Origin of the sequence: Streptomyces longispororuber (assembly GCF_024448165.1) — a bacterium.
GTDB classification, from domain to species: Bacteria; Actinomycetota; Actinomycetes; order Streptomycetales; family Streptomycetaceae; genus Streptomyces; species Streptomyces longispororuber_A.
Genome location: NZ_JAMOLN010000235.1, coordinates 1 through 15215 on the forward strand (window position 1 = coordinate 1; position 15215 = coordinate 15215).

Here is a 15215-nt window from a genome sequence, read left to right on the forward strand (position 1 = left end):
CCGGGCTCAGCCGTCCAGCAGCGCCGCCACCGTCGTCATGGGCTCCCACCCGGGGTCGACGCCGGTCAGCCGCCCGGCCACCCGGGTCCAGGCCGCCGGGTCGGTGCCGAGCCGGGACCGGACGAGGCCCGCCAGCTCAGCCCGGGCAGCGGCGGCCCCGGGCGGCGCGTCGGTGCGGCGGGCGGCGCCGCCGAGGTAGGCGAGCAGCCGGCCGGCCGGGGCCGCGAGGTGCAGCAGGTCCGCCCCGGCCAGCAGATCCGCGGCGAGCAGTCCGTCCACCTGGGTGGCGGGCGCGCAGTGAAAGTGACCGGCGAGGCCGTACCGGGCCCGCTCCCGCGTGAGCGCCGCCCGCCCCGGCAGCCCGTCGGGGCCCGGCTCGGGCAGCAGTGCGGCGTGCCGTAGCCGCACGTCCTCGGGGGTCTCGTCCAGGCGGACCACGTCGGACCAGTACGGGATCGGGTCCGCCGCGTGGGCCGCTTCGACGGCGGGCCAGTCCACGGTCACACCCGGCGGGAGCGACGCGACGACGTGGCGGGCATCGGCCGCGTGCGACGCCCGGCGCAGCTTCTTGACCAGCTTCTCGGGGGCGAGCTCGCGGTCGAGGCGGGCCCGGATCACCGCGGCCGGGTCGGCGGACGCCAGGGCCTTGGCGCACACCGTGGTGGCGGTCCGCCCCAGTACGTCCCGGCCCGCGACGGCGGCGAGCCGCTCGGCGCCGCCGTGCTCGAACAGGCTGAGGCAGCCGAGGAGTTGATGCGCCAGGGGCAGACCCGCGCCGTCCCTGACGAGGATCTCCGCCACGAGGTCGGGCTCGGCCGAGCAGAGCCAGCCGAGGCCACCGGCCGGGAGCGCGGAGCCGCTCGCCCGCCAGTCGGCCAGCACCCGGGCCCCCAGCGAAGGCCCCGCACCGCCGGGACGGGACCGGGCCACGATCCGCCGGACGACGGCCCGGGGGTTCCAGTGCCGCAGCAGCGCGAGGTCGACGTCGGGATCGTCCAGGTCGACGAGCCGGTCCGGCGATCCGCTCCTCCTCAGCCACCGGGACTGCTCGGCGAGGACGCGCAGCGCGTCGGGATCGCGATCGGCGAGCAGCCGGTCGAGGACGTGGGACGGGGTGCGGTCGTAGCGCAGCAGGTACGCGGCGAGGAGCCAGGGGCCGTCGGGGCCGAGCCGGGGCAGCACGGCGTCGACGACCTCCGCGTCGGCCAGGCACAGCAGGGTGCCTTCCGGCCAGGACCACAGGTGGTCGCCGTGCTCGAGGAGCTTGACCGCCGCGTCGGGCGTGCCCGGGCGGGCGGCGGCGAGGGGATCGTGGTCCGGCACGGGCACCGCACACTCGGCGAGGGGGATCAACTGCGCCCAGGTCAGCTCCCGTTCCGCCGCCGCGGCCGCGCTGACCGTCGCCGCGAGGCGCAGCCACGCGTCCGGGTCGGTCCCGAGGCCGGCGCGCAGGCGGCGGGCGAGCGCGGCCCGCCAGGCGTGGCCGAACGCGAGGCGCCCCCAGTCGTGCGGGAACTGGAGCAGGCGGTGCGCGGGCAGCAGGGTGAGCAGTTCCTCGGCGGGCAGGATGCCCTGTTCGTAGGCGCATTCGGTGAGCCGGGCGCCGGACCCGTACGAAGCCGGAGGGCGCGCCAGCACGTCCGCGAGGCTGGGCGCGGCGTACGGGCGCCCGTCGTCGGACGGGTCGACGTCATGGGCCCGGCAGGCGTCGATGAACCACTGCGGGGTGGCGAGCCCCGGCGCGTCGCTGCCCTCGTACGCGGCCAGCGCGCGCAGCACCTCCGGGTCGTCGGGCGGTGGCGCGTCGGCGGGGGCCAGGGAGTACAGCAGGTCGAGGGCGGCCAGGGCGACGGACCGGTCGCGGTGGTTCAGCGGCGGCCGGGCGGGCGCCGCTGCGGTCCCGGCCCGCTCCGGCGCGGTCGTGGCGCCGGGCCCGTCCGGGGCCCGGCCCGCGGCGACGATCAACTCCCGCACCGTCCCCCGGTGTTCGTCCAGCAGCGCATCGAGCGCGGCCCACGCCGCCGCCCGGTCACCGAGGTGCGTGGAGGTCAGCTCGCGCAGTTCGGCGACGGCCGCCCCGCCCAGCAGGCCCCGCTCGGCGAGCCCGGCGAGCGCGGTCAGGGCGTGGGCCGCGGGCCGGGCCGCGCCGACCAGCTCGGCGGGGTCGAGCAGTCCGGCGCCCGCCATGCCGTCCGCCCAGCGCGCGGCGCTGTCGTCGAGCTCCTCCCGGGCGAGGCGCTGCGCGGGCAGCGTGACGTTCCCCGCGCGGCGCCCGCCGGCCCGCCACGGCTCGTTGAGGACGCTGAGCCGGAACGCCAGGCGCTGGTCGTCGCTCGCCGCTTCGTGGCGGGCCAGCTCCTCGCAGGCCTTGGGCATGAACGGGGTCGCGGCGTGCGCGGCGGCCAGGGCGTCGAGGTCGTGGACGTACGGCTCGGAGAGCAGGTCGCGCAGGGTGCTGGTGCCGCGGGTGGTGGCCAGCAGTTCGGGCAGGCGCGCGGGATCCTCGTACGGCTCGCACCGCTCACGCAGACGGCTCGAGGCACCAACATCAGCATCGGTATCGGTGTCCGCCGCGGAGAGGGCCTCGGTCACCGTGGCGACGACCTCCCGGCCCAGCCACGGCCGCACCCGGGGGTCGTCGAGCAGCACCCGCACCGCGTCGGCCCCGGCCCGCTCCCAGACCCTCACCAGCGCGTACTGCTGGGCGACCTGGCGGACGCCCCAGCGCAGCGCGAGCACCACCAGGGAGGGATCGCCGGAGCCGAGCAGCGGTACGGCCCAGGTGCGCGGCACGTCGGCGTGCGGTGCCGTCAGTTCCGCGCGGAGCGTGTCGTCCAGCGGGACGGCGTCGAACCGGTCGACCACGGTCCGGCGCAGGGACGGGGTGGCCCGCTGGTTGCGGTAGACGGCGGCGGCCACCTGTCCGTCGCCGACGAGGAGGAGGCGGGCCAAGTCCCGTGCGTCGAGCCGGGGATGGCGGGCCAGGGCGGCGCGGCAGCGGGTGTCGCCGTGCTCGACGACCGCGGTGACGAGGGCCGGGGCGGGCGGGGCGCCGCCGGCGAGCAGCTCCGCCGTCGCCCGCTCGGGCAGGACGGCGAGCGCGGCGGCGGCGTGCTCGGGTTCGGCGTGCTGGAGGAGCAGACCGAGAGTCGTGTGGACGCTGCGCGGTGCGGGCCTGCGCAGCTCCTGGACCTGCCCCTGCCGCTCGGGGGCCGGCTCCAGCGCGAGCAGTTCGGGCAGGCCCTCGCGCCGCTCGGCGAGCGCGTCGTACAGTCCGCGCCAGCGCGCCGGGTCGCCGCCCAGGTGACGCCCGGTCAACTCCCGCAGCAGGAGCGCCGCCGCCCGGTCGACTCCGCCCACGGCGGCGACCTTGGCCGCGACGCCGCGCGCGGGCCGCGTCCGCAGCACCGCGTGCCGGGCGGCGCTCTCCCCGTCCGGCACCTGCGCGTCGGCTGTGTCACGGGCGGACCCGGGCCCACCGCCCCCGGCCGGGTCCAGAATGCCGCGCAGCAGCCGTCCGGCCGCCCCCACCTGCGTCTCAGTCATGGTCATCATGCTAGGGACGGGCACTGACAACCGGGCCCGGCACCCGTGCCGCCCGCCCACAGCCTGCCCGTGCCGCCCCTGTACGGGGACTAGTGCGGCGCCCCCCGCCACCCGGCCACGGGCAGCGCGAACTTGGCGACGAGCCGGTCGGTGAACACCGCGTGGTGCAGCCGGGCGAGCCGCACCGGCACCGCGCCGCGGCGCACCTCCACCCGCGCCCCGGCGGGCAGTTCGACCGTCCGCCGCCCGTCGCACCACAGCACCCCGTGCGGCGTGTGCTGCTGCACCTCGACGGCGAGCACCGAATCGGGCGAGGTGACAAGGGGTTTGGCGAAGAGCGCGTGGGCGCTGATCGGCACCATCAGCAGCGCCTCCACCTCGGGCCACACCACGGGCCCGCCGGCCGAGAACGCGTACGCGGTCGATCCGGTCGGCGTCGCGCACACGATCCCGTCGCAGCCGAACCCGGTGACCGGCCGGCCGTCGATCTCCAGGACGACCTCGAGCATCCGCTCGGGTTCGGTCTTCTGCACGGCCGCCTCGTTGAGCGCCCAGTCCCGGTGCACGACGTCGCCGTTGCGGTGCACGACGACGTCGATCGTCATGCGCTCCTCGACCTCGTACTCCTTGGTGACGACCCGGTCGACGACCTTGTCGAGATCGTCGCGCTCGGCCTCGGCGAGGAACCCGACGCGCCCCAGGTTCACGCCGAGCATCGGCACTCCGGAGGCCCGGGCGAACTCGGCGCCGCGCAGCAGCGTCCCGTCCCCGCCCAGCACGATCAGCAGCTCGCACCCGTCGAGGCAGGCCGGCGTGGCCTCCTTCACGAGTTCCACGGTGTCCGGCAGCGGCAGGTCGGAGGCCTCGGACTCCAGCACCCGCACGCCGAGACCGCTCTTCAGCAGTCCTTGGACGACCAGCTCGGCGCTCCGGATGGCCGCGGGCCGGCCGGTGTGCGCGAGCAGGAAAACAGTACGAGCTCGGGTCTGTGTCAACGCGGCCCCTCCGCCACTGCACGATCGACGTCGGCCGGGTCGAGTTCGGGCGCCCCGGCACGCAGCCACAGAAAGTACTCGACGTTCCCGGAGGGTCCGGGCAGCGGGCTGGCGGTCACTCCGCGCACCCCGAGCCCGAGCTTCCACGCCTGCGCGGCGACCCCCCGTACGGCTTCGGCCCGCAGCTGCGTGCTCCGGACGACGCCCCCGCTGCCGAGCCGCTCCTTGCCGACCTCGAACTGCGGCTTGACCATCAGCACGAGGTCCGCGTCCGGCGCGGCGCACCGGGCCAGGGCGGGCAGCACCAGGCCGAGCGGGATGAAGGACAGGTCCCCCACCACGATGTCCACGGGTACGTCATCGATCGCCTCCAGCGTCAACTCGCGTACGTTCGTACGGTCCTTGACGGTGACGCGTTCATCGCTCTGCAGCGACCAGGCGAGTTGCCCGTACCCGACGTCGACGGCGACGACGTGCGCGACGCCGGCCCGCAACAGCACGTCGGTGAACCCGCCGGTGGACGCCCCGGCGTCCAGCGCCCGGCGCCCCTCGACCACGAGCCCCTGCGGGACGAACGCGGCCAGCGCGCCCGCGAGCTTGTGCCCGCCGCGCGAGACGTAGTCGGGGACGCTGTCGTCCGCCGCGACGATGATCGACACCCCCGTGTCCACCTGCGTCGCGGGCTTCGTCGCGACGATCTTGCCCACGCTGACCCGGCCCGCGGCGATCAGCTGGCTGGCGTGCTCGCGCGAGCGGGCCAGCTTGCGGTTGACGAGTTCGGCGTCGAGGCGGCGACGTGCCACACCTGCCACGGTCGGTTCAGCTCCATTCCAAGGGGTCGGCCCGAAGGGCCTCGTTCAGGGGCGGTGGTCGGGCGACGGGAGGGCGTACGAGGGTGTCGGCTGGGGTCGTGCGTCGAGCGCGGTCAGCGCGCCACGCAGGCCCTGATGTACATCCTCGTACACCTCGACGTGGCCGTCCGCCGCGAGGTGGTCCACATCGCCGAGCCGCTCCAGCTGCGCGTCCACCTCGGCGTTGCCCGTGGGGGTGCGCTCGACACCGAGGGGGGCGGGGGCCGCGGGCTCGTACGACGGTTCCTCGGGAACCGCGGCCGGCCCGGGCTCCGGGAGAGAGTCGCTCATGCCCAGACGCTACCCCGAAGCGCCGGTGTACCGTCGATCACGATGGCCACGATCGAGGAGTGCCGGACGGCACTCGACACACTCTCGGACAACATGGCGGGCGCCGACGGGGACGTCCGCGCCGCGACCGCGCTCGACCGCTCGCTGAGCTGCCGCATCACGGACCTCGACGTGACGTTCTCCGGCCGCCTCAAGGACGGCCGGATCGAGGTGCTCGACACCCGGCAGGGGCCGCCCGCCGAGAAGGCGCAGATCCGTCTCGCGATGACCGGTGACGACCTGGTGGCGATGGTGGACGGGCGGCTGAACTTCGCGAAGGCCTGGGCGTCGGGCCGGGTGAAGCTGGAGGCGTCGTTCCGCGACCTGCTGCGCCTCAGGACGCTGCTCTAGCGCCTCAGGACGCTGCTGAAGCGACCTCCGGCGCGGCCTTGCGGGCCTTCCTCGCAGCGGGCACCACCAGCGGAGTACCGGTCTCCGGATCGTCGATGACCTGGCACTTCATCCCGAAGAGCCGCTCGACGAGGTCGGCGGTCACGATGTCCTTCGGGGCCCCCTCGGCGATGATCTCGCCCTCGCGCAGCGCGATGAGGTGCGTCGCGTAGCGGGCCGCGTGATTCAGGTCGTGCAGGACGGCTACGAGCGTGCGGCCCTGCTCCTCGTGCAGTTCGGCGCAGAGGTCCAGGACGTCGATCTGGTGCTGGATGTCGAGGTAGGTCGTCGGCTCGTCGAGCAGCAGCAGCGGCGTCTGCTGGGCGAGCGCCATGGCGATCCAGACGCGCTGGCGCTGGCCGCCGGAGAGCTCGTCGACGTACCGGTCGGCGAGCTCGGCGACACCGGTGGACTCCATGGATTCGCGTACGACCCGCTCGTCCTCGGGCGACCACTGGCGCAGCAGGCCCTGGTGCGGGTAGCGGCCGCGGGCGACGAGGTCACCGACGGTGATGCCGTCGGGCGCGACCGACGACTGGGGCAGCAGACCGAGCGTCTTGGCGACCTTCTTCGCGGGCATCGACTGGATGACGCTGCCGTCCAGCAGCACCCGGCCCGCGCTCGGCTTCAGCATGCGCGACAGGGCGCGCAGGAGCGTGGACTTGCCGCAGGCGTTCGGCCCGACGATCACCGTGAAGGAGTTGTCGGGGATCTCCACCGACAGCTTCTCGGCGATGACCCGCTGGTCGTAGCCGAGGGTCACGTCATCGGCCATCAGCCTGTTCACAGCGGTGCTCCTCTGGTTCGTACGAAGGTCTTCGGGCTTACGGGCCCGGGGGGCGGTCATATCCGGCCCGCCTTGCGCTCGGTGACGAGCAGCCACAGCAGATAGACGCCGCCGACCACGCCGGTGACGACACCGACCGGCAGCTGGTCCGCGCCGAACGCCCGCTGCGACACCAGGTCGGCGACGATCAGCAGAGTGGCGCCGAGCCAGGTGGCGGCCATCAGGTTCGGTCCGGGCGACCGGGTCAGGCGCCGGGCGATCTGCGGGGCGGTGAGCGCCACGAAGACGACCGGTCCGGCCGCGGCGGTGGCGGCGGAGGTCAGGAAGACGGAGACGGTGAGCAGCAGGAGGCGGGTCCGCTCGACGCGGATGCCGAGGCCGCCGGCCGCGTCGTCGCCCATCTCCAGCATGCGCAGCGGACGTCCGTACGCGGCGACGACCGGGACGAGGATCGCGAAAAGGATCAGCAGCGGCCACACCTGCTCCCAGCCGCGGCCGTTGAGCGAGCCGGTCATCCACACGGTGGCGCGGGCGGCGTCCACGAAGTCGGCCTTGGTGAGCAGATAGCCGTTGATCGCGGTGACGAACGCGGAGACGCCGATGCCGACGAGGACGAGCCGGTAGCCGTGCACGCCCCGCTTCCACGCGAGGAGGTAGATCGCGAGTCCGGTGGCGAGTCCACCGACCAGTGCGCCGAGGGCGACCTGCGTGGCGCTGCCGCCGAAGATCACGATCATCACGAGCGCGCCGGCCGTGGAGCCCTGGCCGATGCCGAGCACGTCCGGGCTGCCCAGCGGATTGCGGGAGATGGACTGGAAGAGCGCACCGGACAGGCCGAGCGCGCCGCCGACCAGGAGGCCGACGAGGACCCGCGGCAGGCGCAGGTCGTTGATGATGAACTCCTGCCCGGCGTCGCCCTGTCCGGCCAGGGTGCGCAGGACGTCGAGGGCCGGGATGGGGAAGTCGCCGGTGCCGATGAGGACGACGCCCGCCGCGAGCGTGACGACGACCAGGGCCGCCACGACGACGGCCGCGCGCAGGTCGAGCCGGACGGAGAGGCCGCCCGGGGTGCGTATCGCCTTGGTGGTCTTCACAGCTGGGCCAGCCTCCGGCGTCGTACGAGAAGGATGAAGACCGGCGCGCCGATGACGGCGGTGACGATGCCGACCTGGAGCTCGGCCGGGCGGGCCACGATCCGGCCCACCACGTCGGCGCCGAGCAGCAGGACCGGCGAGAGGACCGCCGCGTACGGCAGGATCCAGCGCATGTCGGGCCCGGTGAACGAGCGCACGATGTGCGGCACCATCAGGCCGACGAAGACGATGGGCCCGCAGGCGGCGGTGGCCGCGCCGCACAGCAGCGTCGCGGCGGCCATGCTCAGGGCGCGGGTGCGGCCGAGGTGGGCGCCGAGCGCGCGGGCGGTGTCGTCGCCCATGGCCATCGCGTTGAGCGGCCGGGCCAGACCGAGCGCGAGGAGCGTGCCGACGGCGATGAACGGCAGCACCTGCTGGATCGTGTCCATCTTGGCCGAGGCCAGCGAGCCGACCTGCCAGAACCGCATCCGGTTGAGCGCGACGTCGTCGGTGATCATCACCGCGTAGAGATAGCCGGACAGGGCGGCCGTGATGGCCGTACCGGCGAGGGCGAGCCGTACCGGCGTCGCGCTGCGCGTACCGCCGAGGACGTAGACGAGCACCCCCACCGCGGCGGAGCCGAAGAAGGCGAACCACACGTAGCCGCTGAGCGAGGTCACCCCGAAGAAGCTGATGGCGGTCACGACGGCGGCGGACGCGCCCATGTTGATGCCGAGGATGCCGGGGTCGGCCAGCGGGTTGCGGGTCAGCGCCTGGAGGACCGCGCCGGCGAGGCCGAGCGCGAGGCCGGCCAGCAGCCCGAGCAGCGTCCGGGACACGCGCTCGCCCACGACGATGTCGGCGTACCGGCCGGTGTCGTCGAAGAGGCCGTGCCAGACCTGGTCCAGGGAGAGCGGTTTCGCCCCGATGGCGATGCTGGCCACCGCGACCGCCAGCAGCACGAGGACCGACACGAGGAGTCCGGCCGTGCGTATCGCCGCACGACGGCCGGGGGGCGCGGGAGCAGGTGCCGCGCTCGTTTCTGGGGGACTGTCGACCAACACGAGGTTAGGTTAGCCTACCCTCCAATTCGGCCACATCCGGCTGGACCACATTCACGTGCCGAGAGAAGCATCTCCATGCCCTCCGCCCCTTCGTCCGCAGCTCCCCTTACGTCCTCCACGCCCTTCGGGCCCGCACCCACCCGCCGCACCCTGCTCGCGGCCGGCGGGGCGCTCGGCCTCGGTGCTCTGCTCACCGCCTGCGGCGACGACAAACCCGCCGCCACCGATCCGGACTACCCAGGGTGGAGCTTCCAGGACGACCGGGGCACGACGGCCAGGACCAAGGACACCCCGCGCCGGATCGTCGCGTACATCGGGGCGGCCGCGGCCCTGCACGACCTGGGCGTCGAGTGCACCGGAGTCTTCGGCCCGACGAAGCTGAAGAACGGTGAGCCGGACGTCCAGGCCGCCGACATCGATGTCGACAAAGTGACCGTGCTCGGCAACGAGTGGGGCCGGTTCAACGTCGAGAAGTACGCGGCCCTGAAGCCCGACCTGCTCGTCACGACGATGAACGTCTCGCCGACGCTCTGGTACGTCCCCGAGGAGTCCGCCGAGAAGATCGCGGCCGTCGCTCCGACCGTCGGCATCCTCACCGGCAGGACGTCCCTCACGCAGGCCATCGGCCGCTTCTCCGAACTGGCCGGGGCGCTCGGCGCCGACCTGGAGGCGGCCGAGGTGAAGGCGGCGAAGAAGCGCTTCGAGGAGGCGTCGGAGAAGCTGCGCCGCGCGGCCCGCGCCCGCCGCGGCCTGAAGGTCATGGCGGTCTCCGCGACGCCCGACCTCCTGTACGTCGGCAACCCCGCCGACTTCACCGATCTGCGCCACTACCGCGAGCTCGGCGTCGAGTTCGTGACCCCGGACTCGACGGGCAAGGACGGCTTCTTCCAGGAAGTCGGCTGGGAGAACGCCGACAAGTACCGCGCCGACCTGATCCTCGTCGACCGCAGGACCGGCAACCTGCAGCCCGCCGACCTGAAGAGGACCAAGCCGACCTGGGCGAAACTGCCCGCGGTCCGCGCCGGTCAGGTCACGTCCTGGTCCAACGAGGCCCAGTTCAGCCACGCCGGATACGCACCGCTCGTCGAGCGGCTCGCGGACTCCCTCGACACGGCGAAGAGCCTCGCATGACGGCCGCCCGGCCGCGCACCGCGCCACTTCCGGAACGCCTCGCCACCGCCACACCCCGCGCCCGAAGGATCCCCGCATGACGAACACGGCAGCCCCGGCGGACGCCCCGCCCTTCGACCTCTTCGACCTCCACGTCGTACGCGCCCGGCACCTCACCCCGAACATGGTGCGCGTGGACTTCGGCGGCGACGACCTGTCCCGAATGCGGTCGGCCGGCCGCGACCAGCGCATCAAACTGTTCCTGCCGGCCCCCGGCCAGGACGCCCCGCACCTCCCCGACAACAGCGACGGCACCTGGTACCCGGCGTGGCAGGCCCTCGACCCGGCCACCCGCGGCGTCATGCGCACCTACACGATCCGGGACCTGCGCACCGCACCGGCCGAGCTGACGGTCGACTTCGCGGTGCACGGCGACGAGGGCCCGGCCTCCCGCTGGGCCCTGCGCGCCGCGCCCGGCGACCGGGTCGGCGTGCTGGCGCCGGTCGTCACGGAGAACGTCGCGTACGAGTTCCGCCCGCCCGCCGACACCGACTGGGTCCTGCTGGCCGCGGACGCCTCGGCCCTTCCCGCGGTCGCGGCCGTCCTGGCCCATCTGTCGCCGAACGTGCCGGTCCGCGCGTGGATCGAGGTGCCCGACGCGGCGGACCAGCAGGAGCTGCCGATCGGCACGGACACCGAGATCGTCTGGCTCACGGCTTCCGGCACCACCCCCGACGCCATCCGCGCGGCCACCGCGCTCCCCGAGGGCACGCCGTACGCCTGGGTGGCGGGCGAATCCTCCACGGTCAAGACCATCCGCCGCCACTTGGTGCGCGACCGCGCCGTCGACCGCAAACGCGTCAACTTCTCCGGCTACTGGCGCAGGGGCGCATCGGAGGACAACCTCCTGGCGACGAACGAGGACGCGTAGGACGAGGCGTGCGGAAGTGACCGGGGCGGGGCGGCGAGGTCAGAGGCACGCGAAACTGCGCGCCCGCTGACAGGGGCCGGCCCGGCCCGCCGCCTACAGCCCCAACCGAGCCAGCGCCTTCACCGGATCCAGCTCACACGCCCCGCCCTCCGCGACGCTCCACGCCGCCCCGCACAAAGCCCTCAGCCCGTCGATCGCATCCCCGTCCCCCTCGATCTCCAGCTGCCCGTCCCCCGCCACGGCGGTCCATCCGCCGCACCGGAAACCGTCCCCGTCCGCGACGACCTCGGGCTGCCCGGTGAGCATCCCCCGAAGGTCGCGGTCGACGTACGTCGGCCGGTGCTGCGGCGGCGCGGCCAGCAGCTGCGCGCCGTCGGTCACCCCGGTCAGCACGAGCAGCGAGTCCACGCCCCCGTTGAACGCGCCCTCGATGTCCGTGTCCAGGCGGTCGCCCACCACCAGCGGCGTCTTCGCCCCGGTCCGCAGGATGGTCTCCCGGTGCATCGGTGGCAACGGCTTCCCCGCGATCTGCGGCTCGGCCCCCGTCGCGATCCGGACGACCTCCACCGCCGCCCCGTTCCCCGGCGCGATGCCCCGCGCGCTCGGGATCGTCAGGTCGGTGTTGGACGCGAACCACGGCACCCCGCGCGCGATGGCGTAACACGCCTCGGCGAACCGCCCCCACGCCATGTCCGGCCCGCCGTACCCCTGCACGACGGCCACCGGCTCCTCGTCTGCGGAGTCCACGGGCACCAGCCCGCGCTCCCGCAGAGCGACCCGCAGCCCTTCCCCGCCGATCACCAACACCCGCGCGCCGTCCGGCACTTGCTCACTGATGAGCCGGGCGACCGCCTGCGCGGACGTGATGACGTCCGCCGCCTCGGTGGGGATGCCGAGCTCGGTCAGGTGCTCGGCGACGGCGTCCGGCGTCCGGAGCGCGTTGTTCGTGACGTACGCGAGTCCCATGCCCCCGTCCCGGGCCACGGCCAGCGACTCCACGGCGTGCGCGATGGCCCGCCCGCCCGCGTAGACCACCCCGTCCAGGTCGAGCAGGGCCGTGTCGTACGCCTCGCTCAGCGCCCGCGCACTCCCGTCGGGCAGCAGCCGGATCCCGGCGCCGACCGCACCGCTCGCACTCTGGCTCATTCCGCATCGCTCCTCACTCGATCCCACTCCCCCGATCATCCCCCACGCCACTGACACTCGTACGATGCACGAATGAACACTGCAGGTGACGGCCTGGATCTGCGCCCCTTCCACGGGGTGCGCTACGTTCCCGAGCGCATCGGCAGCCTCGCCGCCGTCACCTCACCCCCGTACGACGTCGTGGTCCGGCCGGACGGCCTGCTGCACCTGGAGAGCGCGGACCCCCACAACATCGTCCGCCTCATCCTGCCGCAGGCCACCGAGCCGCAGGAGCGCAACGACCTGGCGGCCGCCACGCTCGACCGCTGGCTGGCCGAAGGCGTCCTCGCTCCCGACCCGGAGCCCGCCCTCTACGTGTACGAGCAGCGCAACGGCGACATGCTCCAGCGCGGACTCATCGGCGCCCTCCGCCTCTCCGACACGTCGGAGGGCCTGGTGCTGCCGCACGAGGACGTCATGCCGCACGTGGTCGAGGACCGCGCGGGCCTGATGCGCACGGCGGCCGCGAACCTCGAACCGCTCCTCCTCACATACCGCGGCAACGGCAGCGCGACGGGCGCCACCGCCGTCATCGAGCGCGCGGTCCACCGTCCCCCGCTCCTCGCCACGACCACGGAGGACGGCTACAGCCACCGCCTCTGGTCGATCACGGACCCGGCGGAGCAGCAGCAGATCAACACCGACCTGGCGGCGCACCAGGCCCTGATCGCGGACGGCCACCACCGCTGGGCGACGTACCTGCGCCTGCGCACGGAGCACGCCTCCCCCACGCCCTGGGACTACGGCCTGGTCCTCCTGGTCGACACGGCCCGCTACCCCCTCCGGGTCCGGGCCATCCACCGCCTCCTGAACCGCCTCTCCATCGACCAGGCCCTGGCCACGGCCCGTGCCCACTTCCGCGTACGGGAGGTGCCCGGGCCGCTGCCGCAGGCGATGGGGGCCCTGGCGGGGGCGGCGGCCGACAGCAACGCCTTCCTGCTCACCGGCAGGGACGACACGTACCACCTGCTCGACCGCCCGGACCCGGCCCTGCTGCGCCGAACGATCCCGACGGACCGCCCCGAGGCCTGGCGCACACTGGACGCGACGGTCCTGCACTCCACGCTGCTCGGCCATGTCTGGGGCATCCCCGAGGACTCCCCCGCCGACATCGCGTACATCCACGACACGGAGGCCACGGTCGAAAAGGCCCGCCGCGACGGCGGCACGGCGGTCCTCATGCACCCGGTCCGCGAGGAAGTCGTCCGCGAACTGGCCCGGCAGGGCGTGACGATGCCCCGCAAGTCCACGTCGTTCGGCCCCAAGCCCGCCACGGGCCTGGTCCTGCGCACCCTCACCGACGACTGACGGGCGGGCCCCCGAGGGAACCCGCCCGCCACTCACCACACGCCGCGCGCCCTACTTGGCGTCGCGCACCTCGACGTCACGATCTCCGTCGTCCGCGTCGTCCGCGTCGTCCTCGGTGTCGAGGCCGGCGGCACCCGGGGCACCCTCGTCGTCGCTGTCGTCGAAGGCGTCGACGAACTCGACGCCGTCCAGCTCCGCGAGGCGGTCGGACGCGTCCGTGCTGCCGTCCTTGTCGGACTCCACGGCCTTGGCGAACCACTCGCGCGCCTCGTCCTCACGCCCGGCGGCGAGCAGGGCGTCGGCGTACGCGTACCGCAGTCGGGCGGTCCAGGGCTGCACCGAGTTCGACGCCAGCTCGGGGCTCTGCAGCGTGACGATGGCCGCGTCCAGCTGGCCCATGTCACGCCGTGCCCCGGCCGCGACGAGCCGCATCTCGACCTGTCCGGCCTTGTCGAGCTTGTTCACGTCGGGCGCCCCGGCCATGTCGAGCGCCTTCTCGGGCCGCCCGAGCCCACGCTCGCAGTCGGCCATGACGGGCCACAGCTCCACGTTGCCGGTCATCCGCCGTGCCGCACGGAACTCGGCGAGCGCCTCGTTGTACTTCTGGTTCGCGTACGCGGCGAACCCGGCGGCCTCACGCACCGCGGCGACGCGCGACGCGAGTCGCAGGGCGACCCGCGAGTACCCGTAGGCGCCCTCGGGGTCCTCGTCGATCAGCCGCGCCACCATCACCAGGTTCTTGGCGACGTCCTCGGCAAGCCCCTTCGGCAGGGACTGCAGCTCCTGCTGTACGTCCTTGTCGATCTCGTAGCCGGTGACGTCCTCGGGAATCGGCAGCCGCTTGATCGGCTCACGGTCCCGCTCCCGCTCGTCCCGGAACCGGCCGCCACCGCGCCGGTCGTCCCGACGGTCATCCCGCCGGTCGTCCCGCCCACGGAACCCACCGGGCCGCCCACCACGGTCGTCACGCCCGCGGTAACCGCCACCGCCACGGTTGTCATCGCGACGGTCGCCGCCGCGGTACCCGCCGCCGCCACCACGGTTGTCGTCGCGCCGGAAGCCACCGCCACCACCACGGTTGTCATCACGCCGGTCGTCACGGCGGTCATCGCGACGGAACGGCGGACGGTCGCCATCGCGACGCGGCCCACGATCCCGGTCACGGTCACGGTCGCCGTAGGACGGACGGTCATCGCGCCCGCGGTAGCCACCGCCACGGTTGTCATCGCGACGGTCGCCGCCGCGGTATCCGCCGCCACCACGGTTGTCGTCGCGCCGGAAGCCACCGCCACCACCACGGTTGTCATCACGACGGTCGTCACGACGGAACGGCGGACGGTCCCCGTCACGACGCGGCCCACGATCCCGATCCCGGTCACGATCGCCGTAGGACGGACGGTCATCACGCCGGTCACGGCGCGGACCGTCGTTACCGCGGTACCCACCACGGTCACCACTGTCCCGACGGCGCTGATCGCGCTCCGGTCGCTCGTCGTTGGTGGGCATCAGGGACTCCTGTCTTCGGTACCGCAGTCATTCTCACGCAGCCGGGGTGCCGGCGCGCTCCGAGAAGAGCTCTGGAAATACAAAAAGGACCCTTGGTCCCCAGCATGTGTGCCGGGACCAAGGGTCCTCTTCAAAAATA

14 protein-coding genes are annotated in these 15215 nt (G+C 73.8%); 4 read left to right on the forward strand and 10 right to left on the reverse strand.

Annotated features, from left to right (window positions below; genetic code table 11):
- Positions 1-6: 6 nt before the first annotated feature.
- The 4 genes from M4J07_RS40755 to M4J07_RS40770 all read right to left on the reverse strand — a co-directional run bounded on the left by M4J07_RS40755 (position 7) and on the right by M4J07_RS40770 (position 5683).
- Positions 7-3546 carry a hypothetical protein gene (locus tag M4J07_RS40755; RefSeq protein WP_255980965.1) on the reverse strand — a complete coding sequence of 1180 codons (3540 nt, stop codon included), beginning with the start codon at positions 3544-3546 and terminating at the stop codon, positions 7-9.
- 89 nt (positions 3547-3635) lie between these two features.
- Entirely contained in the window at positions 3636-4541 is a 906-nt protein-coding gene (locus M4J07_RS40760) for an NAD kinase (RefSeq protein ID WP_255980967.1), read from the reverse strand.
- The gene (locus tag M4J07_RS40765) at positions 4538-5353 is read right to left on the reverse strand and encodes a TlyA family RNA methyltransferase (protein ID WP_255980969.1); all 816 of its coding nucleotides are present in this window, start codon (positions 5351-5353) and stop codon (positions 4538-4540) included. Before M4J07_RS40765 ends, M4J07_RS40760 begins: the two co-directional genes overlap by 4 nt.
- A 45-nt stretch (positions 5354-5398) precedes the next feature.
- The gene (locus M4J07_RS40770; RefSeq protein ID WP_255980971.1) at positions 5399-5683 is read right to left on the reverse strand and encodes a hypothetical protein; all 285 of its coding nucleotides are present in this window, start codon (positions 5681-5683) and stop codon (positions 5399-5401) included.
- 42 nt (positions 5684-5725) lie between these two features.
- Here M4J07_RS40770 and M4J07_RS40775 point away from each other — a divergent pair, with 42 nt between their 5' ends.
- Positions 5726-6073 carry an SCP2 sterol-binding domain-containing protein gene (locus tag M4J07_RS40775; RefSeq protein ID WP_255980973.1) on the forward strand — a complete coding sequence of 116 codons (348 nt, stop codon included), beginning with the start codon at positions 5726-5728 and terminating at the stop codon, positions 6071-6073.
- Between the two features lie 4 nt (positions 6074-6077).
- On the opposite strand, the gene M4J07_RS40780 is transcribed toward M4J07_RS40775, so the two are convergent.
- From M4J07_RS40780 to M4J07_RS40790, 3 genes are read right to left on the reverse strand one after another with little or no spacing between them, the layout of a single operon-like run.
- Positions 6078-6959 carry an ABC transporter ATP-binding protein gene (locus tag M4J07_RS40780; RefSeq protein WP_255980975.1) on the reverse strand — a complete coding sequence of 294 codons (882 nt, stop codon included), beginning with the start codon at positions 6957-6959 and terminating at the stop codon, positions 6078-6080.
- A complete protein-coding gene (locus tag M4J07_RS40785) occupies positions 6956-7993 on the reverse strand; it encodes a FecCD family ABC transporter permease (protein ID WP_255980977.1) in 1038 nt (345 codons plus the stop codon). The genes M4J07_RS40780 and M4J07_RS40785 overlap by 4 nt, the downstream gene beginning before the upstream one ends.
- On the reverse strand, positions 7990-9036 hold the full coding sequence (locus tag M4J07_RS40790) for a FecCD family ABC transporter permease (RefSeq protein WP_255980979.1): 1047 nt from the start codon (positions 9034-9036) through the stop codon (positions 7990-7992). Before M4J07_RS40790 ends, M4J07_RS40785 begins: the two co-directional genes overlap by 4 nt.
- Before the next feature lie 75 nt (positions 9037-9111).
- On the opposite strand from M4J07_RS40790, the gene M4J07_RS40795 reads away from it, so the two are divergent.
- A complete protein-coding gene (locus M4J07_RS40795; RefSeq protein WP_255980981.1) occupies positions 9112-10167 on the forward strand; it encodes an ABC transporter substrate-binding protein in 1056 nt (351 codons plus the stop codon).
- A gap of 76 nt (positions 10168-10243) precedes the next feature.
- The gene (locus M4J07_RS40800; RefSeq protein ID WP_255980983.1) at positions 10244-11077 is read left to right on the forward strand and encodes a siderophore-interacting protein; all 834 of its coding nucleotides are present in this window, start codon (positions 10244-10246) and stop codon (positions 11075-11077) included.
- 93 nt (positions 11078-11170) lie between these two features.
- Here M4J07_RS40800 and M4J07_RS40805 read toward each other — a convergent pair whose 3' ends face one another.
- Complete coding sequence (locus M4J07_RS40805) at positions 11171-12223, reverse strand: HAD hydrolase-like protein (RefSeq protein ID WP_255980985.1); 1053 nt, start codon at positions 12221-12223, stop codon at positions 11171-11173.
- A gap of 72 nt (positions 12224-12295) precedes the next feature.
- Here M4J07_RS40805 and M4J07_RS40810 point away from each other — a divergent pair, with 72 nt between their 5' ends.
- Positions 12296-13570: a DUF1015 domain-containing protein gene (locus tag M4J07_RS40810; protein ID WP_255980987.1), complete on the forward strand. Its 1275-nt coding sequence runs from the start codon at positions 12296-12298 to the stop codon at positions 13568-13570.
- A gap of 51 nt (positions 13571-13621) precedes the next feature.
- Here the strand turns inward: M4J07_RS40810 and M4J07_RS40815 are convergent, their stop codons facing one another.
- Both M4J07_RS40815 and M4J07_RS40820 read right to left on the reverse strand, forming a co-directional pair.
- Positions 13622-14407, reverse strand: a complete 786-nt coding sequence (locus M4J07_RS40815; RefSeq protein WP_255980989.1) for a tetratricopeptide repeat protein — start codon at positions 14405-14407, stop codon at positions 13622-13624.
- A complete protein-coding gene (locus M4J07_RS40820; protein ID WP_255980991.1) occupies positions 14299-14985 on the reverse strand; it encodes a hypothetical protein in 687 nt (228 codons plus the stop codon). Before M4J07_RS40820 ends, M4J07_RS40815 begins: the two co-directional genes overlap by 109 nt.
- Positions 14986-15215: the final 230 nt, after the last annotated feature.